The following is a 24376-nucleotide window of genomic DNA, read 5'->3' as shown; positions in this document are numbered from 1 at the left end:
CGCGTGAAATAGGATGGAGATTCTGTGTCGGCGTCCGATGTGGAGGGTCTGAACGATTACCAACGGCAGTGTCGTGAGGTCTAATCGACTGCAGGACTAGCGAGGGAGTGTTCAGAGGACGTGGCAATCGCCGATTACCGTGCTGATACGCCGGGTGACGTGGACGAGACCATTGCGGTCCTTCCGCTCACCGCGGCGCAGCGCGGCATGTGGTTCGCCGAGTCGCTGTCGTCCGAGTACTCGGTCAACATCGCTCAGTATGTGGACATCCGCCATGCGCCGGGCGGATTGGACGTCGAACTCTTCGCACAGTGCTGTGTGGAGGTCGGCAAACTCGTCGAGTCGCCGTTCGTCCGTCTGACCGAGATCGACGGCATCCCGATGCAGTACGTCGACGTCGACTTCGACCAGACCGTGGACATCCTGGACTTCCGTGGCGAGCCCGACCCGGTCGCGGCGGCGATGGAATGGATGCAGGCGGAGTACCGGCAGCCGGTCGATCTCCTCAACGACCAGTTCATCATCGTCTCGATCCTGCTCATCTCGGACGAGCGCACGTTCTGGTACAACCGTGCCCACCACATCATCATCGACGGCTATGCCGCACTGTCGATCATGCGTCGCACCGTCGACCGCTACAACGCTCTCCGCCGGGGCGAGGAGCCGCGCGACAAGCCGCCGGCCACCATGGCCGACATCGTCGCCTATGAAGAGGCCTACCAGGGCAGCACACGGCGGGAGACCGACCGCGCACACTGGCTCGAACGCGTCGCGGATCTGCCGGAGCGGGTGACGCTGTCGAAGGTCGGGACCTCCGGGTCGCTGTCGTTCGACAACGTCGTCGCCGGCGCCGCCCTGGACCCGGATCGGCAGCGCCGGTACGAGGCCCTCGCCGGGGAGCTGAACAGTTCCCTCGCGGTCGTGATGACCTCGGCGTTCGGCGCGTTCCTCGCGCGGATGAGCAACCACGACGACATCGTCCTGAGTCTTCCGGTCACCGGCCGTGCCACCGCCAAGATCAAGATCTCCGGTGGCATGGTGTCCAACATCCTGCCGATCCGGCTACGCGAGGTGTCGTCGAAGTCGGTCCGCGAGCTGATCGCGACCGCGCAGCTCGAACTGACCGGCGCGCTGCGCCACCAGCGGTACCGGTCCGACGACATCCGTCGCGACGCCGGTCTCGACCAGAGTTCGGTCTCGTTCGGACCCACCATCAACATGGTGTTCTTCGACGAGCAGGTCGCCATCGACGGCACCGACATGGAGTACCGCATCCTCACGTCGGGCATCCTCGAGGACCTCCTGATCAACCTGTATCAGTCGAGTCCCGGTTCCCCGCTCGTCGTCGACCTGCACGGCAACCCGCACCTGTACTCACCGGCCGAACTCGAAGCGCTGCACGGGCGATTCCTGACGTTCCTCGACCGGTTCCTGTCGAGCGAGGCGCTCGACACCCCCGTCGCCGATGTCGACTTGCTCGTGGACAGCGATCACCGGCTCCTCGACGCACTCCCGCAGTCACTGCCGCGGGCGACCACACCGACCCTGGTCGAGGTGTTCGACGAGGTCGCGACCGCCCACCGTCATCGGGGTGCGGTCTCCGACGCCGACGGTGTGACCCTGAGTTACGCCGAACTCGCGAGCCGTTCGGACGCGATGGCGCGCTCGCTCGTCGCACGTGGGATCGGGGCGGGCGATCTGGTGGGTGTGGCGACGGCGCGCGACACGAGCCTCGTGGTCGTCATGCTGGCCGTGCTCAAGGCCGGCGCGGGATACCTGCCGCTGGACACCGGCAACCCGGAAGAACGCCTGCGCTACATCATCGACGACGCCGCCCCGGCGTGCCTGGTCGTCTCCGACGGCGACCGGCCCGGATGGGCAGGGGAGTGCGAGGTCGTCGAGACCGGCCGGCTCCTCGCCGAGGCGCAGACACCGGGAGCCGCCGCGGTCGAAGTGCCGCGCGGTCCGGCGACGCCCGAGGCGACGGCCTATGTCATCTACACCTCCGGATCGACCGGGGCACCCAAGGGCGTCGAGATCGTGCACCGCAACGTGGTCACGCTGCTCGACGCGGCGTCGGCCGACTTCGACTTCACGCCCGAGGACGTCTGGTCGGTCTTCCACTCCTACGCCTTCGACTTCTCCGTGTGGGAGATCTTCGGGCCATTGCTCACCGGTGGACGCGCGGTGATCGTGGATCGGATGGTCGCCCGCGCGCCCGCCGAGTTCCTGCAGCTGCTCGCCGACGAGCAGATCACGGTCGCATCCCTGACGCCCTCGGCGTTCAGCATCGTGGCCGACGTCCGCCGCCGGACCGGGACGCCATTGGCGTTGCGCTACATCGTCTTCGGCGGCGAGGAACTGCGCTTCGACGAGGTGCACAACTGGTACGAGTCGTTCGGCGACGAGATCGAACTCGTCAACATGTACGGCATCACCGAGACGACGGTCCATGTCACCTACCGTCCGCTCGATCCCGATCTCGTGCGCGGCGAGAGCGCCAGCCTCATCGGCCGTCCGTTGAACTCGTTGGGCGTTCGGGTTCTCGACAACCGCCTGCGTCCGGTGCCCGAGGGCGCCGTCGGCGAGATCTACGTCGTCGGTGACCAACTCGCGCGCGGATATCGTCATCGCCACGGACTCACCGCAACCCGGTTCGTCGCCGACCCGCACGGGACCGGCGGGCGGATGTACCGCTCCGGCGACCTCGGCCGGCGGATCGGTACCGACGTGCAGTATCTGGGGCGCGCCGACACGCAGGTGCAGCTGCGGGGCTTCCGGGTCGAGCTGGGAGAGGTCGAGACGGCGCTGCGCGCGGTCGACGGGGTCACCGCGGCGGCCGCGGTCGTCACCGACGCGGCCTCGGCGGGCGGGGCGAAGCTCGTCGGTTACGCGGTCACCGAAACCGGTGGCGGGCTCGACGAATCCGCCATCCGTGAGCAGGTCCGCGCCCATGTGCCCGGGTACATGGTGCCCGATGTCGTCATGCTGATCGACGAGCTGCCCCTCACCGCGAACGGCAAGCTGAACCGGCACGCGCTGCCCGCTCCGGTGTTCGCGCGTGACGAACGGATCGCCTACGTCGCGCCGTCGACCCCGCGTGAACGCGAAGTGGTCGCGATCGTCGAAGAGCTGCTCGACATCGAACCGATCGGGTTGCAGGACAACATCTTCGCGCTCGGTGCCGATTCGCTGACCGCGGCCCGGCTGGCATCGCGGCTGCGTACCGTCGCCGGCCTCGACATCAAGCTGGCCAACGTCTTCGAGAGTCAGAGCCTCGGCGACATCATCCGGGTCGCGACACCGGTCACCGAGGACGCCGCCGGCCGCCGGCCGGAGCTCCTGCCGCAGCGGCGCCCGGACCGGATTCCGTTGGCATTCAGCCAGCGTCGTCTCTGGTTCATCAACCGGCTCGACCCGACCTCGGCGGCCTACAACATCCCGGGAGCGGTCCGGCTCGGCGCCGACGTCGACGCCGCCGCGCTGGCCGCCGCGATCGACGACGTCATCGCGCGACACGAGCCATTGCGGACCACGTTCCCGGACGAGGACGGGGAGACCTTCCAGTTCATCCACTCGGCGGAGGCGGCCGCCGCGGCCCGACTGTTCGACGTGGTCGACGTGGCGCCGGTGGACACCGAACGCCGACTCGCCGACTTCGCCGTGACCGGCTTCGACCTGAACTACGAATATCCGGTCCGCGCACGACTTTTCCGCGCCGTGGCGCCCGACGGAACGCTCGACCACGTCCTGATCGTCGTCATGCACCACATCATCGGCGACGGTGCCTCGCTCGGTCCGCTGATCACCGACGTCCTGACTGCGTACGCCGCCCGGCTCGCCCACCAGCAGCCCGCCTGGCGTCCGCTGCCGGTGCAGTACGCCGACTACGCGTTGTGGCAGCGCGAGGTCCTGGGGGAGGCCGCCGACGAGACCTCGCTGATGTCGGCGCAGCTCGACTTCTGGCGCACCGAACTGGCGGGGATGCCCGAACTCATCTCCTTGCCCACCGACCGGGCACGACCGATCCGGCCCTCCGGCGCAGGCGGTTTCGTCGACACCTTGCTCGACGCCGACACCGTCGCCCGGCTGCACGCGGTGGCCGCCCAGCACGGTGTGACCGTCTTCGCGATCTTCCACGCCGCGCTCGCCGTGGTGCTGTCGCGCCTCAGCGGCAGCGACGACGTGGCCATCGGCACCGCGATCGCGGGTCGGGACGAGCCGGAGCTCACCGACCTGATCGGCATGTTCGTCAACACCCTCGTGCTGCGCACCCGGGTGCACCCCGACACCGATCTCACCAGTCTGCTCAACGAGGCCAATCACACTCGCGCGCAAGCTCTCAGCAACGCCGACGTCCCCTTCGAGCAGGTCGTCGACGCGGTGGGGGCCCGGCGCTCCACGGCCCATTCCCCGCTCTTCCAGGTCGAACTGGTGATGCAGCACGACCAGGTCGAGCGGCTCTTCGAGGACGAGGCAGGGATCAGCCTCATCGACGCGCGTGCCCCGTTCGCCAAGTACGACCTCTCACTCAGCGTCGTCGAGTACTCCGACACCGGTGACCACGCCGGCCAGATCTCGGTGGCGTTCGGATACGCGCGTGATCTCTTCGACGAGTCCACCATCGAACGGTTCGCGCGTTACCTCCACGACGTTCTCGCCGCGATGGCCGGCTCGCTCGAGGCCGACGATGCGGGCCGGACACTGCGCGTCGACGACCTCTTCGCGTTCCCCGAGGCCGAGGTGGACACGGTTCGGGGGTGGTCACGCGGCGCTTCGCACGAGCTGACCGCGCCCGATCTGGCTTCCGCGCTGCTCGCCGGGTACCGGCAGGACCCCGACGCGGTCGCGCTGGTGTTCGCCGACCGTGAACTCACCTACGCCGAATTCGCCACGCGGGCAACGGCTCTGGCCCGTCAGCTCATCGACGACGGCGTCGGTCCGGATGTCGCGGTGGCCGTGTGCATCCCGCGTTCGGTGGAACTGCTGGTCGCGGTGCACGCGATCGTGCTCGCCGGTGGCCAGTACGTGCCGCTCGACACCGAGGCGCCGGTCGATCGTGCCGACTACATGCTCGAGACCGCCGGTGCACGGCGCGTACTGGTCGGGCCGGGGACTCGCCCCGCCGTGATCGACGACCTCGCCGACCGCGTGACCGTCACCTCGGTCGACGCCTCGGTCGATTCGGATGCGCAGGGCGGAACCTTCACGCCGGACGAGCGTCGCGGAATCCTTGGACCGGAGAACGCCGCGTACACGATCTTCACCTCCGGCTCCACCGGACGGCCCAAGGGCGTCGTCGTGTCGCATCGCGCGATCGTCAACCGACTCGACTGGATGCAGGAGCACTACACCCTCACCCAGCGCGACGTGGTGCTGCAGAAGACGCCGGTGACATTCGACGTGTCGGTCTGGGAGCTGTTCTGGCCCTTCATCTCCGGGTCCCGACTCGTGGTCGCGGTGCCCGGCGGACACGGCGACCCGTCCTATCTCGTCGACATCATCCAGCGCGAGGACGTCACGACGCTGCACTTCGTGCCGTCGATGCTGTCCACCTTCCTCGACGTCGTCGGCGCGGACCGGCTCGCCGAGCTGAGCTCGTTGCGTCAGGTGTTCACCTCGGGTGAGGCCCTGACCGCCTCGACCGCGGGTGGTCTGCGCACCGCCTTGCCCGCCGTCGGGTTGCACAACCTGTACGGGCCGACCGAAGCGGCCGTCGACGTCACCGAACACAACGTCCGCGGCTCGGAGACCGTCGTACCGATCGGTCGGCCGGTGCCGAACACGACGATCCACATCCTCGACCACCGGCTGCGGCCCCTGCCGGTCGGTGTGCCCGGCGAGATCTACCTCGGCGGCGTCCAGCTGGCCCGCGGATACGTGTCGCAGGGCCGGCTCAGTGCCGAACGCTTCGTCGCCGACCCGTACGGCCCGCCCGGGTCGCGGCTGTACCGCACCGGCGATCTCGGCAAGTGGAGCCCGGCAGGGGAGATCGAGTACCTGGGCCGCAACGACTTCCAGGTGAAGTTGCGCGGTCAGCGACTGGAGCTCGGCGAGATCGAGTCGGCGCTGATGTCGGTGCCCGGCATCGTCCACACGGCGGTGACGGTCGCCGATCTGGCCGCGGGACAGAGCCTGGTGGCCTACTACTCGCCCGACTCCGTCACCCCGGCCGACGCCCAGGCGCACCTGAACGGCACCGTGCCGGAGTTCATGGTGCCGACGATCTGGATGCCGCTGTCGACCATGCCGCTGAACTCGGCGGGCAAGGTCGATCGCAAGGCGCTGCCCGCCCCGGTGATCGAGACCGCCGAATTCGTGCCGCCGAGCACCGAGACCGAACGGGTGATCGCCCGCGTGTTCGCCGATGTGCTGGGCGTCGATCGGATCAGCGTGGCCGAGTCGTTCTTCGACCTCGGCGGCAACTCGCTGAGCGCGACGAAGGTGGCCGCTCGGTTGTCGGCCGACCTGGAGGTCGACATCCCGGTCGCCGCGGTGTTCGATGCGCCGTCCGTGCGGGCGATGGCGACGTTCGCCAGCGACCACGGGACCCCGTCGCGCCGTCCGCGTCTGGCAGCACGTGCGCACGGAGACCGGGCGCCGCTGTCGGCAGTGCAGCGCGGGATGTGGCTGATCAACCGCGCCGATCCGGCGTCGCCGGCTTACAACGTCGCGATGGCGCTGCGCTTGTCCGGACAGCTGGACACCGACGCGATCGGCGCCGCGATCGAGGACCTCATCGAGCGCCACGAGTCGATGCGGACGCGTTATCCGCTCGTCGACGGCGAGCCGATCCAGCTCGTGCTCGATCGGGATGCCGCGCTGGAGTTGCTCGAGCGCAGCGTCGTCGACGTCGACGGCGATCCGGTCCCGGTGATCGCGGACTTCACCGGACGCGGTTTCGACGTCACCGTCGCACCGCCGCTGCGGATGATGTTGCTGCGGCTCACCGAGACCGAGCACATCCTGGTGTTCGTCGTGCATCACATCACCGCCGACGGCGCCTCGATGCTGCCGCTGGCCACCGACGTGATGACCGCGTACTCGGCGCGGGTGGCCGGTCGTCGGCCGGATTGGCCGCCGCTCGCGGTCCAATACCTGGACTACACGCTGTGGCAGCAGGAGGCCCTCGCCGTTTCCGGACCCGACGGGACGACCGAGGCGGGCCGCCAGCTCGCGTACTGGACCGACCGGCTCCGCAACGCGCCGGCCCGGCTGGAGTTGCCGACCGATCGCCCCCGCCCGCGGACACCGTCCTTCGTCGGCGAGGAGGTGCGGTTCGACATCGACGGCGGCCTGGTGCACAAGCTGGAGGCCGTCGCGCGCCAGCACAACGCGACGCTGTTCATGGTGATGCAGACCGCACTGGTGGTGTTGCTGAGCCGGCTGACCACCCAGCGCGACATCGTGATCGGCACGCCGTTCGCCGGGCGGGGTCAGCCCGAACTCGACGGCGTGGTCGGGATGTTCGTGAACACGCTGGCCCTGCGGTCGCGACTCCAGGACGAGGAGAAGTTCGCCGAGCTCCTGCAGCGTGTCCGCGACGAGGATCTGGCCGACATGGCGAACGCCGAAATCGCGTTCGATACGATCGTGTCATCTGTACTTCCCTCGCCGCCCACCAGTTACAACCCGATCTATCAGGTGATGTTCGCCTACCAGAACTTCACCATCCCCACGCTCGACATGGATTCGATGACGATCGCGCCGGTATCCGAGCAGTTGACCCCAGCCAAGGTGGATCTTCAGCTCACGTTGTTCCCGGACGACTTCGTTGCACCGGCAGCAAAGGACGCTGATTCAATGACGGGCCAGTTGATCTACGCCGCCGACATCTTCACCAAGGGCACTGTCGAGACGTACGCGCAGCGCTATCTGCGCGTCCTCGAGGAGGTGTCGGAGAACCCGCAGGTGTTGGTGGGGGACATCGACATCGCCACCGCCGCCGAGCAGACGGCGGCCAGTGCGGTCGCCGACGCCGAACTCGCCGTCGCACTGCCCGATCTCGTCGCCCGGGCCGTGGCCGCACAGCCCGATGCGGTCGCTGCCGTGCACCAGGGGGCAGAGGTAACGTTCGCGGTGCTGTCGTCGATCAGTGATGCGATGGCTGCCGCTCTTCCCGACCCGGACTCTGCCCTCACCACCGCGCTGATGAGCCTGTTGCCGGGCCTGGCGGTGTCGGGGCCCGATGCGCTCGGTGATGTGCTGGGCGAACTCCGCGCCAACGCACTCCGAGTGGTGGACGGCGCGATGTCGGGAGCCGGGTCCCGCGGGAACGAAGCAGTGCAGTCGACCAAAGGAATGACTCAGACGTGACCGATGTCGATTCAACGGCCTCCAACATCTCTCTCACCTGGGGCTCGCGGCCTTCGACACTGCACCTGATCGCCTTCTCGGCCGGCGTCGCACCCTCCGAGACCGCCTACGAGGCGGCGTCCGGCCCGGTCACGTTCGGCGAGCTGTATGCGCGCGTGTCGGCGACGGCCGGCGTCTTCATCGCCCAGGGACTCGACACCGAGGCCGCGGTCGGCGCCGGGGTCACCCAGACCGAGGCCGCGCCCGGACGTGCGCCGGCCGAGATCGCCGACGCCACCCGGCGCGCGATCGCGCTGATCCGCGAGCGGGCGCTCGGACTGATCGGCAGCACCGATCTCGGGTCCCTGCCCGGACTGTTCCGCTCCGCCGTCGCGCGCCACGCCGATCGGCCCGCGGTCAGCGACGCGACCGGCGCCGTGCTGTCCTACCGCGAGCTCGACGAGCGGTCCGACGCGCTGGCCGACGGACTCCGCGCGGCCGGTGCCGGCCCGGGCAGCCTCGTCGGCGTCGCGCTCCCACGCCGGACAGACCTGATCGTGGCCCTGCTGGCCGTCCTCAAGACCGGAGCGGCGTACCTGCCGCTCGACCGCTCCCAGCCGGTCGCCCGCGCACAGTCGATCATCGACGACGCGGCGCCGCTGCTGGTGCTCGCCGACCCCGAGCTCGCCGCGACGTGGGATGTCATCGACGTCCGGTTCGTCACGACCGAGGACGTGATCCGTGGTGCGGCCCCTTCGAGACGCCCCTCCGCAGGCTCCGGGGCTCCTCAGGGAGCAGAGGGGGCAGCACGGACCGACTCGCTCGACGACCGGCTGCCGGCCTACCTGATCTACACCTCTGGTTCGACGGGCAAGCCGAAGGGCGTGGTCGTGTCGCACCGCGAGGTCGTCGCGCTGATGAAGGCCGCGTCCGAGGAGTTCTCGTTCGGCCCGGACGACGTCTGGACGCTGTTCCACTCCTACGCCTTCGACTTCTCGGTCTGGGAGATCTGGGGTCCCCTCGTCACCGGCGGACGCGTCGTCGTGGTCGAGCAGGACACCACGAGGGACCCGGAGGCCTTCGTCGATCTCCTCGAGACCGAGCGGGTCACGGTGCTGAGTCAGACGCCGTCGGCCTTCTACCAGCTCATCGCCGCACAGCGACACAGGCAGGCGTCACTCGCGTTGCGCTACATCGTGTTCGGTGGCGAGGCGCTGAGTTTCGAGCAGGTCCGGCGCTGGTTCGACGACAATCCGGCGGATCCCGCGCAGCTGGTCAACATGTACGGCATCACCGAGACCACGGTGCATGTCAGCTACCGCGCGCTGGACCGCGACGCGGTGTCGGCCGGTGACGCGTCGTTCATCGGGCGACCGCTGTCGTCGCTGGACATCCACATCCTCGACTCGCGACTGCGACCGGTGCCCGAGGGTGTCATCGGCGAGATGTACGTCACCGGAACACAACTCGCGCAGGGCTATCTCCGGCGGGCCGGGCTCAGTGCCACGCGCTTCGTCGCGAACCCGTTCGCGCCCGACGGTTCCGGTGATCGCATGTACCGGACCGGCGACCTGGCGCGTCGCGTCGGTGACGACATCGAGTACCTCGGTCGCGGCGACGCCCAGGTCCAGCTCCGCGGCTTCCGCATCGAATACGGCGAGATCGAGGCCGCGCTCGTCGGCCTCGACGGGATCTCGGCCGGTGCGGCCAGCGTCGTGGACCTGTCCGACCGGGGTGAGATCCTCGCCGCCTACGTGGTTCCCGAGCCGGGCGTCGAGGTCGACGAACAACTCGTGCGTCGGCGTGTGGCGACCCTGGTGCCGGAGTACATGGTCCCCGACGTCGTCATGGCGGTCGAGCGGCTGCCGCTGACCCAGAACGGCAAGCTCGATCGCGGCGCACTCCCGCGCCCCGTGCTCGCGTCGACAACCGAATTCGTGGCGCCCGAGAACGACACCGAGGCAGCCCTGCGGGACATCTTCGCGGAGGTGCTCGGTCTCGAGGACATCAGCGTCGTCGAGTCGGTGTTCGACGTCGGCGGCAACTCGCTGCTGGCCGCCCGCATCGTCGGCCGCGCCGCGGAGACGCTCGGCGTGGACCTCACGGTCCGTGACCTCTTCGACGCCCCGACGGTGCGGGACCTCGCGCTCGCCGCAGCCTCGAAGCGGCCGGGACTGCCCCCGATCGAACCCGTCGCCTCCCGCCCGGACCGCATCCCGCTGTCGCTCGCACAGCAGCGGATGTGGTTCATCAACCGGTTCGATCCGGCATCGCCTGCCTACAACATCCCGATGGTCCTGCGGCTGCAGGGCGGCGTCGACGCCGACGCCCTGCGCCAGGCGCTGCTCGACGTCATGACCCGCCACGAGGTCCTGCGTACCACCTATCCCGAAGCCGACGGCGACGCCTCTCAGCTCGTCCACGAGCCGTCGTCGGCGGCCGCGATGCTCGACTGGCGCGAGGTGCCGGAATCGGCCCTGCCCGAGGTGATGCTCGGCGGATTCGATCTCGTCTCCGAACTGCCTGTGCGCGTGGGCTTCTCCCAGATCTCAGATTCCGAGGCGGTCCTCGGGATGGTCGTGCACCACATCGCGTGCGACGGTGAATCCCTCGCACCGCTGGTGACCGATCTGATCACCGCGTACACCGCGCGGGTCGCCGGGAACGCGCCCGACTTCCGGCCGCTGCCGGTCCAGATGGCCGACGTCGCCCTGTGGCAGCGCCGGGTGTTCGGATCCGCGACCGACGACTCGTCGCTCATCGGTGCGCAGTTGCAGTACTGGGCGCGGCAGCTCGACGGGGCGCCCGACGTGCTGGAGTTGCCGACCGACCGACCGCGTCCGGCGGTGGCCTCGCAGCGCGGCGCGCGCATCGAGTTCAGTGTGCCGCAGGATGTTTCGGAGCGTGTCGCCCGTCTGGCGCGCGATCGCGGGCTGACCCCGTTCATGGTGGCGCATGCGGCGCTCGCGGTGCTGCTGTCGCGGCTGTCGGCAACCGAGGACGTCACCGTCGGCACGCCGATCGCCGGTCGCGGGCAGTCGATCCTCGACCCGATGGTCGGCATGTTCGTCAACACGCTGGTCCTCCGGACCGGAGTCGACCCTGCGGCCGGTTTCGGGCGGTTGCTCGACGACATCCGCCGCACCGATCTCGAGGCCTTCGCCAACGCGGACATCCCGTTCGAGGCGGTCGTCGAACGGGTGAACCCGTTGCGCACGGAGGCCTATGCACCGCTGGCCCAGGTGTGGCTCGCGTTCGACCAGTCGGCCATCGCCGATCTGGCCTCCCAGACGCTGACGATCGGGGAGGGCGGCGGACTGGCCGTGACCCCCGTCGAACCGCAGGACCTGTCCGCGCGGGTCGATCTCACCGTCGGGATCGCCGACAACGGGGACAACTGGCAGGGATCGGTGCTCTATGCGACCGACCTGTACGACGCCGAGTCGGTGCGTCTCTTCGCCGACCGGTTCGTTCGCCTCCTCGACACGCTGACTGCGGACCCCTCGGCTCCCGTCGGCGATGCGGACCTGATGACCGCAGCCGAACACGAGGCGCTCGCCCGCTGGGGCGGCGGTGCCGACACCGCTGCTCTGCCGGAGCCGGCCGTCACGGTCGCCGATGCACTTGCAGAGTCCTTCGCTCGCAATGCTTCCCGGGTGGCGATCCGGGCACACGGCCGCACTCTGGACTATGCCGAGTACGGTGCATTGGTCCACGCCTTCGCGCGGCGCCTCGTCGCCGACGGGGTCGGACCCGACGTGCCCGTCGCGGTCGGCGTGCCGCGATCGGTCGAGATGCTGGTGGCGATCCACGGGATCGTGCTCGCCGGCGGCACATACGTGCCGCTCGATCCGGAGGCGCCGGCGGATGTCGTGCGTCGGCAGCTCGCGCTCTCCGGGGCGTCGACGGTCGTCGTCGGCGGCGAGATCCCGGGCTGGGCCGAGTCACTGTCGAACCCGGGGACTCTCGTCACGGTCGATCTCGACTCGCTCGCCACCGCCGGCTCGGCTCGCGTGACAACTGCCGACCGTGTGGCACCCCTGCGCGGCGGACATCCGGTGTACACGTTGTTCACGTCCGGATCGACCGGGCAGCCCAAGGGCGTGACGGTCACGCATCGCGGCCTGCACGACATGCTGTCCTGGTTCGGCGCCTACACCGGCGACCCGGCGGACGAACGGGTGCTGGTCAAGACGCCGTACACCTTCGATGCGTCGGTCTGGGAGTTGTTCTGGCCCTTCGTCGCCGGCGCGACCGCCGTTGTCGCCGCGCCCGACGGCCACCGGGACCCGGCTCATCTGGCCCGCGTCATCGCCGACGAGCGGGTGACCTCCGTGCAGTTCGTCCCGTCGCTGCTCGCGGTGTTCCTCGACGAGACCTTCGATCCCGCCACCGGTCTGTCCTCGGTGCGCCAGATCTTCACCGGCGGTGAGGCACTCACCCCCGCGGTGGCCCAGCAGACCCTCGCGGCCGCCCCGCACGCGGTGATCGTGAACCAGTACGGCCCCACCGAGATGACCGTCGACGCGACGATCGCGACGCTGACCGAGCCCGTCGACGTCGTGACCGTCGGTCGGCCCGCGTCCGGCCTGACCGCACGCATCCTCGACGCACGTCTGCGCCCGGTCGCGCCCGGTGTGCAGGGCGAGCTGTACCTCGGTGGCGCGCAGATGGCCCGCGGCTATGCGTCCGCACCGGCCCTCACCGCCCAGTCGTTCGTCGCGGACCCGGCCGGACCCGCCGGTGCGCGGTTGTACCGCACCGGCGACCTCGCCCGCTGGCGCGCCGACGGAGACATCGAGTACCTCGGTCGGACCGACTTCCAGGTGAAGATCCACGGTCAGCGCATCGAACTCGGCGAGACCGAGGCCGTGCTGGCGGCGGCGCCGGGCGTGGTCTCGGTGGCCGCGGCGGTCACCACGACTCCCGCGGGCGATGCGCTCGTGGCCTACCTGACCGGTCACCCGGGTGACACCGTGGACGTCGAGGCCATCCGTGCCTTCGCGGGCGAGAGACTGCTCGCGCATCTGCGCCCCACGTTGTGGGTCGTCCTCGACGAGATGCCACGCAATGCCTCCGGCAAGGTGGACCGCCGGTCGCTGCCCGCACCGACCGTCGTCGAGTCCGAGGTCGTCGAGCCGGCGACCCCCGCCGAGCGCGCTCTCGCCGACGTCGTCGCGGAAGTGCTCGGCGCCGACCGGATCTCGGTGGTGGACTCCTTCTTCGACCTCGGCGGCAACTCGCTTGCCGCGATGCGGGTGGCGGCCCGGGCCGGTGCCGCACTCGGCGTCGAGGTCAGTGTTCGCGACCTGTTCGACGCTCCCAGCGTGCGCGAACTGGCGCAGCGTGTCGCCGACCGCGTGCCCGGCCTCCCGCCGGTGACGGCGGTCTCCCCGCGACCGGACGCGATCCCGCTGTCGTATGCGCAGCAACGGATCTGGTTCATCAACCAGTTCGACACCGCGTCCGCGGCCTACAACATCCCGATCGCGCTGCGCCTGCGCGGCAAGCTCGATCTCGCGGCCCTGCGTGCCGCGATGGTCGACGTCGTCGAGCGTCAGGAAGTACTCCGGACGGTGTTCCCGTCGATCGACGGCGCTCCGCGACAGGTCATCGGGGACGTCGCCGGGGTCGGGGCCGAACTCGACTGGGCCATCGTCGACGACGAGTCCGAGCTCTTCGCGGCTGCCGCCGGCGGCTTCGACGTCGCAGTGCAGCGACCCATCCGGATCCGGGTCCACCGCGTCGACGACCTCGAACACATCGTCCTCATCGTGATCCACCACATCGCCGGCGACGGCGAGTCGATGCGTCCGCTGGTCACCGACGTCGTGACGGCGTATGTCGCGCGCTCACAGGGGCGTTCGCCGGACTTCGCCGAGCTCGAGGTGCAGTTCGCCGATGTCGCGCTCTGGCAGCGTCGTGAACTCGGCTCGATCGACGACCCGGACTCGCGGGTGTCGGCTCAGGTCGACTACTGGCGCTCTGCGCTGGCCGGACTCCCCGAGGTGCTCGAGCTGCCCGCCGACCGCCCGCGTCCCAGGGTCGCGTCCATGGCAGGCGCCGAGGTGGGCTTCGAGATCGACTCGGCGACAGCGGGTCTCGTCCGCGAGCTCGCTGCCCAGCGCGGCGTGACCGAGTTCATGGTCATCCATGCGGCACTCGCGGTACTGCTGTCGCGGCTCTCGGCCACCGACGACATCGCCATCGGCACCCCGATCGCCGGTCGCGGCGACGCCGCTCTGGACCCGCTGGTCGGGATGTTCGTGAACACGCTGGTCCTGCGGACCGTGGTCGACCCGGCGCAACGGTTCGCCGACCTCCTCGACGTGGTGCGGGTCACCGATCTCGATGCGTTCGCACATGCCGACGCGCCCTTCGAGGCGGTCGTCGACGCGCTCGCACCGTCCCGGTCCGAGGCGTTCGCCCCGCTCACCCAGATCCTGCTGACCGTCGACCCCACGCCCGCGGATCCGTCCACGCTCGTCGCCGACATCGACGACCTGGCCGTCGAAGTGGTGGAGACCGAGGAGAACTCGGCGAAGGTGGACCTGACGGTCGGTCTGCGCGGCGGACGCGGCGGGTCTTGGATCGGTCGCGTCAACTACGCCACCGACCTGTTCGACGAGGCGACGGTCGCGCGGATGATGGACCGTTTCGCCCGGTTGCTGCACGAGCTGGTCACCGATCCGACCGTGCCGGTCGGGGACGCTGACCTGCTCGACACCGCCGAGCGCGACATGATCACCCCGGTCGGCCGCCGACCCGCGATCCCGGCCGTGCCGCTGGCGGAGCTGTTCGCCGCCGCGGTCCGGCGTGGCGGAACCGACCGCACCGCGGTCGTCGACCCCGACCGCACCCTCACCTACGGTGAACTCGACTCGGCGTCGAACCGGCTGGCTCGTCACCTGCTGGGCCAGGGCATCGGCCGCGGAACGCTGGTGGCACTGGTGATCCCGCGTTCGGTCGACCTCATGGAGGCGATCTGGGCAGTCGCCAAGACCGGTGCCGGATACGTGCCGATCGACCCGGACTACCCGGCCGACCGTGTCGCACACATGATCTCGGACTCGGGTGCGACCATCGGGCTCACCCGGACCGGTGTTGCCGACGTGAGTGCTTTCGGGGGGCGCTGGATCGACCTCGACGCCGACGTGGACGCCGTGTCGGCACACGACGACGCACCGGTCACCGACCTGGATCGCGGCGTCGCGGTGCGTACCGACGACACCGCCTACGTGATCTACACGTCGGGGTCGACCGGCTTGCCCAAGGGTGTGGCCGTGACCCACGGCGGCCTCGCGAACTTCGGTGCCGAGGCGGTCAAGAGGTCCGGGGTCACGCGGGAATCGCGTGTGCTCGGGTTCGCCTCACCGAGTTTCGACGCCTTCGTCCTCGAGTATCTGCTGGCCTTCACCGCGGGCGCGGCGGTCGTCTACCGTCACCGTGACGCGGTGGCCGGCGCGCCGCTCGCGGAGTTCATGCGCGAACAGCGGATCACCCACACGTTCCTGACCCCGACGGTGCTGTCGTCACTCGATCCCGCCGAACTCCCGCACCTGGAATCGGTGTGGGCGGGCGGCGAGGCCGTACCGGAGACGTTGCGCGACCGCTGGAGTCGATTCGTCGCCTTCCGCAATGTGTACGGCCCGACCGAGACCACGATCGTGATCACCGTCGCCCCGCCGACGCACGCCGGCGAACCGTTGTACATCGGGCCTCCCATCGACGGCATCGACCTGCTGGTGCTCGACGGTCGGCTCCGTCCCGTGCCGGTCGGGGTGGCGGGCGAACTCTACGTCAGCGGACCGGCTCTCGCGCGCGGCTACCTCGACCGCGCGAGTCTGACCGCCGAGCGCTTCGTCGCCGATCCCCACGGCGAGCCGGGGGAGCGGATGTATCGCACCGGCGACATCGTGCGATGGGCTCGTGACCGAGACGGCGCGCTGACGGTCGACTACGTCGGACGCAGCGACGACCAGATCAAGCTCCGCGGTCTGCGCATCGAACTCGGTGAGATCGAGAACGTCCTGACCGATCACCCGTCCGTGGCCTCCGCGGTCGTCGTGGGGGTCGACGCCGACGGCGGACTCGCCGCGAGCGGACAGTCGGTGGTGGCCGCGCTGGCCGCCTACGTGGTGCCCCGCGACACCGTCGAGATCGCTTCGCTGCGCGAGCATCTCGCGGATCGGCTGCCCCTGTTCATGGTGCCCGCGAGCATCACCGTCCTCGACGCGCTCCCGCTGACCCCGGTGGGCAAGCTGGACCGCCGTGCGTTGCCCGCGCCCACGATCGAGGTCGAATCCGACCACGTGGAGCCCGAGAACGCGGTCGAGCAGCAGCTCGCCTCGATCATCGCCGGCCTGCTGGGGCTCGAACGCGTCAGCGTCACCGACTCGTTCTTCGCCCTCGGCGGCGACTCGATCATGTCGATCCAGGTCGCGTCGGCCTGCCGCGCGGCGGGTATCGACGTCTCACCGCGGGACATCTTCGAGCACAAGACGGTTCGCGCCATTGCCCGTGCCGTCGGCGCCCGCGGCGACCGGGTACCCGCCCTGGCGGAACTGCCCGGTGGCGGCGTCGGTCCGATGACCGTCCCGCCGGTGGTCTCCTGGGTCCTGGAACACACCGACGACGTCTCGGACTTCGCCGACTTCTCCCAGTCGATGGTGCTGACCGCACCCGAGGGGCTCACCGTCGAGATCGCGCAGGAACTCCTGGCGCAGGTGGTCGACGTCCACCCCATGTTGGGTGCCTCGGTCGAACCCGGCGGGAGCGCGGGCGACTGGCGGATGCACACCGGCGTCGCGCCGCTGCAACCCGGTGCGGTGACCGCGATGACGAGTTCGGCGCCCGTCGGCGAACCCGGCTTCTCCGACACCGTCGTCGCCGCCTTCGAGGACGCCTCCGGCCGCCTCGACCCGACCGCCGGGCGGCTGGTCGCAGCCGTGCTGGTCAGCGCCCCGGACGGCGATGCGCGTCTCGTGGTCGTCATCCATCACCTCGGTGTCGACGCCGTCTCGTGGCGGGTGATCATCGAGGACCTGCTGACCGCCTGGGCGCAGCATCAAGGGGGCCAGGCGTATTCGCTGCGACCGGAGACGACCTCGGCGCGTGCGTTCACCGCGGCGCTCGACGCCCAGCGGGCCGGACGCTCGGACGAGTTGCGCTACTGGCTGGATCGGTCGCCGGAACGGGTCACCGACCTCGGTGGTGCCCTCGACCGTGCACGTGACCGCATGTCGACCACCGACACCGTCGTGCACACCGTCGGCTCGGCGGTCACCGAGGCGCTGCTGACGACGGTGCCGACCGCCTTCCGCGGCAACGTCAACGACGCCCTCGTCGCGGCGCTGGCGCGCGCGGTCCGGTCCTGGCAGCAGGCCCGGGAGATCGCGGATGACCAGCCGGTGACGTTGCTGCTCGAGGGCCACGGCCGGTACGAAGAAGCTCTGCTGCACGGAACCGATCCGCGGACCGTGGACCTGTCCCGGACCGTCGGGTGGTTCACCACCATCGCACCGCTGGCCATCGACGTGCGCGGCGACTCCGTGCAAACGGTCAAGGTCGCCAAGGAAGAGCGGGTCGGACAGCCCGACAACGGAATCGGCTACGGACTGCTGCGCTACGGCGACACCGAGCTGTCTCGTCGGCCGTTGCCGAGCATAGGATTCAACTACCTCGGCAACGTCGCCGGGACCGCATCCGCCGGCGAGAACGCCGCCGCGGACGATGCGGGCATGCCGTTCCTGCCCGACCCGGCGGCACCGCGACTCCCGGGCACGGTCACCGGCGCCATGGTCGTCCCGAATGTGTTGAGCATCAACGCCGGTACCGCGATCGGCCAGGACGGCCGGGAGTTCGTCGCCGGCTTCACCTTCCCGCGGGGGGTGCTCACCGCTGCCGATGTCGACGACCTCGCACGGCGCTGGGACTCCGAACTCGCGACGATCGTCGACGAGGTCGCCCGCGTCGGCGACCCGGGGCTCTCGCCGTCGGATGTCCTCGGCGCACGCGTCACCCAGGACGATCTCGATCACCTCGCCCGGCGGTATCCGGGTGCCGACGTGTGGCCGCTCTCGCCGTTGCAGCGGGGCCTGCAGTTCCAGGCCGAGCTCGCCGCGGCGGGCCGCGAGGCCGGGGCGGTGGATGTCTACACCGCGCAGGCGGTCGTCACGCTCAAGGGCGACGTCGACGCCGACCGTCTCGCCGAGGCCGTGCGCGAGGTCTTCGTCCGCCACCGTGTGCTGCGGTCCAGCTTCGTGCGCGTCCCCAGCGGTGAGGTCGTCGCGGTTGTTCCGGATACGGTCGACATCCCTTGGCGGACAGTTGATATCGAATCGACTGACACGCCGGGGGCCGGTGCCGGCCGGGACGGCGACAGCGGTGTCGCCGCGGTGGCCCAGGCCGAGCGCGTCACGCCGTTCGATCTCGAATCCGGCCCGCTCATGCGGTTCGTCCTCGTCCGCAGTGGCGCGCGGTCGACGCTGGTCGTCACCAGCCACCACATCCTGATCGACGGCTGGTCGAGCCCGCTGATCATGGCCGATCTGTTCGCGCTGTATGCCACCGGTCAGACCTACACCGGCACCGTCGCCGCCGAGGCCGGTGCGCAGGGGGACTATCTCGACTACCTGCGGTACATCGCCGCATCCGACACCGACGCGGGTCTGGCGGCGTGGCGCTCGGTACTGGCCGCGGTCGACGAGCCGACGCTTGTCGGCGCGGGCCGTGAGGCGACTTCCGATCAGCTGCCGCGCGACCACAGCGTACTGCTCCCGGCCGAGATCACCTCTGCCGTCGAGGATCTCACGCGTGCACGAGGGGTCACCGTCTCGACGGTGATGCAGTTCGCCTGGGCGGTGCTGCTGTCGCGCATCACCGGGCAGCAGTCGGTCGTCTTCGGCGAGACCGTCTCCGGTCGCCCAGCCGATCTGGACGGCGTCGAGACGATGGTCGGCCTCTTCATCAACACGCTGCCCGCCGTCGCGGATGTCGATCCGAACGCGCGGGCCGCCGACGTCCTCGACGCGCTGCAGGCCTCGAAGGTCGCGGTGCTCGACCACCAGCACCTCGGCTTGCCCGAGCTGACGGCCCTCGTCGGCCGCGGACAGCTGTTCGACACCCTCGCGGTGCACGAGTCCTACCCGGTCGACGCCCAGTCGCTGAAGCAGGGGGCCGACGCGGGCGGCATCGGGATCGAGGATCTCGACGCGACCGACTCGACCCACTATCCGCTGAACCTGGTGACCGGCGTGGTCGGCGACCGCATCGAGCTCAAACTGAAGTACCTGCCCGCGGCCTTCGACGAGCGACAGGTGCAGGTGTACTCCGATGCGCTGGTCCGAATCCTGACCGGTGTCGTCGCGGATCCGGCCATCGAGGTCGGGGCGATCTCGCTGCTCGACGACGCGGAGTACCGCCGCGAGATCACACCGCCGGTCACCCGCACGGCGAACACCGACTCGTCGCTGGTGGAACTGTTCGGCCGTTCGGTGGTCGCACATGCCGAGCGTCCGGCCGTCACCGACACCGAGACCTCGGTCGACTACCGCGAACTCGGCCGGCGGTCGGCGGCGATCGCCGCGTCCCTGCGGGCACGAGGCGTCCGGTCCGGGGATCTCGTCGCCGTGGCGACGTCCCGGGGCATCGATCTCGTCGCGTCGATCCTGGGTGTGCTGCGTTGCGGCGCGGGCTACCTGCCGCTGGACACCACCAACCCGGTCGACCGTCTGCGCTTCATCGTCGACGATTCCGCACCGAGCGCGGTGATCGTCGACGACACGACCGCGGACCTCGAGCTGTGGTCGCAACTGGGGGCGACACCGGTGGTGCCGGTCGGGCGGCTCGTGGCCGACGGTGCCGGTGCGAGTCCGGAAACCGCTGCGGTTCATCCCGATTCGCGCGCCTACGTGATCTACACGTCGGGCTCCACGGGGCGCCCCAAGGGCGTCGAGGTCACCCATCGCGATGTCGTCACGCTGATGGACACCGCCGCTGGTGATTTCGAGTTCGACGAGACCGACGTGTGGACGATGTTCCATTCGTACGCGTTCGACTTCTCGGTCTGGGAGTTGTGGGGACCGCTGCTGACCGGCGGCCGTCTCGTGCTCGTGGACCGTGACCTGGCCCGGGCTCCGGAGGAGTTCCTCGACCTGCTGGCGCGCGAACACGTGACCGTGCTGAGCCAGACGCCGTCGGCGTTCTATCAGCTCGCCGAGGCCCGCCGGCGCCGCAGGACCGCACTGTCGTTGCGCTACATCGTGTTCGGCGGCGAGGCTCTCAGCTTCGAACAGGTCCGCCGCTGGTTCGACGACCATCCGGGCGAGACCACGTCGCTGGTCAACATGTACGGCATCACCGAGACGACCGTGCACGTCAGCTTCCGTCCGCTCGACCCGCAGTCGGTGACGGCCGACGACGCGAGCTTCATCGGCCGCCCGCTCGGCTCGCTGGCCATCCACGTACTGGACGACCGTCTGCGTCCGGTGCCCGAGGGCATCGTCGGCGAGATGTACGTCACCGGTGGGCAACTCGCGCAGGGGTACCTGAAACGTGCCGGGCTGTCGTCGACACGTTTCGTGGCCTCGCCCTACGGTGAGCCCGGATCCCGGATGTACCGCACGGGCGATCTGGCCCGCCGCGTGGGCGAGGACATCGAGTACCTCGGCCGCGGTGACGCTCAGGTCCAGTTGCGTGGCTACCGGATCGAGTTCGGTGAGATCGAGGCGGCGCTCCTGGCCGTGCCGGGTGTGAGTGCGGCGGCCGCGCGTGTCGTCGACATCCCCGGCCGCGGTGAGCAACTCATCGGCTACCTCGTCCGCGACACGGAGAACGCGGTCGAGGTCGCCGAGGTCCGGCGAATCGCCGGCCGTGCGGTGCCGTCGTACATGGTCCCGGACCAGATCGTCGACCTCGAGACCCTGCCCCTGACGGCGAACGGCAAGCTCGATCGTGAGGCCCTGCCGGTACCCGACTCGGCCACCGTCGTCGAGGATGTCGTCGCGCCCGCCGGCCCGCAGGAGACCGCGGTCGCGCAGGTCTTCGCCGAGGTGCTCGGCGTCGACGAGATCGGGGTCACGACAAGCTTCTTCGACCTCGGCGGCAATTCGCTGTCGGCGACCCGCCTCGCCTCCCGCATCGCCGATGCGCTCGGCGCCGAGGTGTCGGTACGGGACGTGTTCGAGGCGCCGTCGGTCCGTGATCTGGTGACGGCCGTGTCCGGACGTGGATCCGGTCTGCCGCCGGTGACGGTCGTGTCGCCGCGCCCGGAGCGGGTCCCGCTGTCTTTCGCACAGCAACGCCTGTGGTTCATCAACAGGTTCGAGGCCGCGTCGTCGGCATACAACATCCCGATCGCACTGCGGTTGCGCGGCGACCTCGACACCGACGCGCTGCGGGCCGCGGTGGCCGACCTCGTCGCACGACAAGCCGTGTTGCGCACCACCTTCCCCGAGATCGACGGCGTCCCCCACCAGCGCATCGACGGTCCGGACGAGGTCGACCGGCTGGACTGGGCGGTCGTCGGCTCCCAGTCCGAGATCGAGTCCGCGGTGACCGACGGCTTCGATGTCACCGTCGACTGGCCGATCCGCGCCCGCCTGTGGCCGGTGAGCGCGGGTGAATTCGTCTTCGTGGTGGTCGTCCACCACATCGCCGCCGACGGCGAGTCGATGAAACCGATGCTCGCCGACCTGCTCACCGCGTACGGCGCCCGCGCCGAGGGCCGCGATCCGGTGTTCGCCCCGCTGGAGGTGGAGTTCGCCGACTACGCGCTCTGGCAGCACGACGTCTTCGGCTCGGCCGGCGACCCCGACTCGCTCATCGCCGCCCAGCTCGACCACTGGATCAGCAGGCTCTCCGGTGCGCCGGATCTGCTCGAACTGCCCACCGACCGGCCGCGTCCGGCCGTGGCGTCGCAGCGCGGCGCCCGGTTCGACTTCGAGATCCCGACCGAGGTCGGGACCGCGATCGAACGGGTGGCGGCCGAGCGGGCGGTCACCCCGTTCATGGTCGTGCACGCGGCCCTCGCAGTCCTGCTCGCGCGGCTCTCGTCCGGCGACGACATCGTCATCGGTACCCCGATCGCCGGGCGCGGGAAGGCGTCCCTCGACCCGCTCGTGGGCATGTTCGTGAACACGCTCGTCCTCCGGGTCCCGGTCGACGGCACCGAGTCCTTCGAGTCCCTGCTGGACCGCGTGCGAACGACCGATCTGGATGCCTTCGCGAACGCCGACGTTCCGTTCGAGACGCTCGTGGAGAAGCTGAACCCGGTCCGGACGGAGGCCTTCGCCCCGCTCGCCCAGGTGAATCTCACGTTCGACCAGTCGGCCTCGGCCGACTTCGCGATCGACGCCGAACAGGGCGGATCCGTCGGCGACCTGAGCTTCGAACCGCTGCCGCAGGAGGCTCCGGGCGCGAAGGTCGACCTGAACTTCGCGATCGACCGCGGGGACGACGGACGCCGGTGGGCCGGTTCGGTCATCTACGCGACCGACCTCTTCGACCCCTCGACGATCGACACCCTCACCCAGCGGCTCGTCGCGATTCTGACCGGTGTGCTGAGCGCACCGTCTCGTCCCGTCGGCGACACCGACCTCGTGCTGCCTGCCGAGTCGTCGCGTCTCGACGACTTCGCGGTGGGCGCGCGGGTCGAGGTGGGGGCACCGCAGACCGTCGCCGATCTCGTGGCGGCGAACGCCGCGTCGGCTCCCGATGCGCCCGCGGTCATCTTCGACGACCGCGTGGTCGACCAGACCGAATTCGCGGCGCGCGTCTCGCTGCTGGCCCGCGAGCTCGTCGACGCGGGTGTCGGTCCCGATGTCGCCGTCGGCGTCTGTCTCGACCGTTCGGTGGAGATCATGGTCGCGGTGCACGGAATCGTCGCGGCCGGTGGCCAATACGTTCCCATCGACACGGAGAGCCCGGCCGAACGCGGGCAGTACATCCTCGACACCGCGCGTGTGTCGACCGTCGTCGTCGGCCCCGGGCCGGTCCCCGCCGTCCTCGACGACTTCCGGGGCCGGATCCTGCGCGTCGACGCCTCGGCCGCGCTGCCGGATGCGCCCGTGCCTCCGGTGACCGATGCCGACCGTCTCGGTGTCGTGCATCCGGACAACGCCGTATACACGATCTTCACGTCCGGATCGACGGGACGGCCGAAGGGCGTCACCGTCACCCATGGTGCGCTGCGCAACACCCTCGCATGGTTCAGCGACTCGAACGGCGAAGGGCCGCATCGGTTCCTGCTCAAGACCCCGTACACCTTCGACGCCTCGGTCTGGGAGTTCTTCGGTCCGGTGTTCACCGCCTCGGCGGTTGTCGTCGCCGAACCGGGCGGACACCGCGACCCGCGTCACCTCGCCGGGCTCATCGAGCGCCACGGTGTCACCACGGTCAAATTCGTGCCCTCCATGCTCGCCGCCTTCCTCGACGGCGCCACCGGTGTCGGCATCGAGAGGCTCGCCGGCCTGCGCCGCATCTTCTCCGGTGGCGAGGCGCTCCTCCCGGGTCTCGCGTCGGGACTGGCCGCCGCGCTCCCGGATGCGTTGCTGGTCAACCAGTACGGCCCCACCGAAGCCGTCGTCGACATCACCTATGGCGCCGTCACCCGGCCGCCGGCCCAGAACATCCCGATCGGTACCCCGGTCTGGAATTCGACGGTGCGCGTACTCGACGCACGCCTGCGTCCGGTCCCCGTCGGAGTGGCCGGCGAGCTGTACCTGGGCGGGGTCCAGCTGGCGCGTGGGTACGCCTCACGACCCGGGCTCACCGCCCAGACCTTCGTCGCCGACCCGTTCGGGCCGGCGGGCGCGAGGCTGTACCGCACCGGTGACCGTGGGCGCTGGAACGCCGCGGGTGAGCTCGAATACCTGGGCCGCAACGACTTCCAGGTGAAGCTGCGTGGTCAGCGCATCGAACTGGGCGAGATCGAGTCGGTGCTGGGATCGGCGCCGGGTGTCGTGCACACCGCCGTGACCGTCGCCGCCCCGGCCGGGGGCGGCGAGCAGCTGGTCGCCTACCTGGCGGCCGGACCGGGCGTCGAGCTCGACGCCGACACGGTCAAGGACGTCGCGCGGCG

At 69.9% G+C, this 24376-nt stretch carries 2 protein-coding genes (1 of these 2 cut by a window edge); both read left to right on the top strand.

Going from position 1 to position 24376, the window contains the following annotated elements; all coding sequences use genetic code 11:
* Window positions 1-120: 120 nt before the first annotated feature.
* Window positions 121-8316 (top strand): amino acid adenylation domain-containing protein, encoded by an 8196-nt coding sequence (locus tag KTR9_RS19785; RefSeq protein WP_014927849.1) that lies wholly within the window; start codon window positions 121-123, stop codon window positions 8314-8316.
* On the top strand, window positions 8313-24376 hold the start of the coding sequence (locus tag KTR9_RS19780; protein WP_014927848.1) for a non-ribosomal peptide synthase/polyketide synthase. 24148 nt of this gene lie beyond the right edge of the window; only the first 16064 of its 40212 coding nucleotides appear in the window; its start codon is at window positions 8313-8315; its stop codon lies beyond the right edge, outside the window. Before KTR9_RS19785 ends, KTR9_RS19780 begins: the two co-directional genes overlap by 4 nt.

The sequence above is a fragment of the Gordonia sp. KTR9 genome, assembly GCF_000143885.2.
Lineage (GTDB): Bacteria > Actinomycetota > Actinomycetes > Mycobacteriales > Mycobacteriaceae > Gordonia.
The sequence above is the reverse complement of the archived record's forward strand: the minus strand, read 5'-3'. Positions and strand labels throughout refer to the sequence as shown.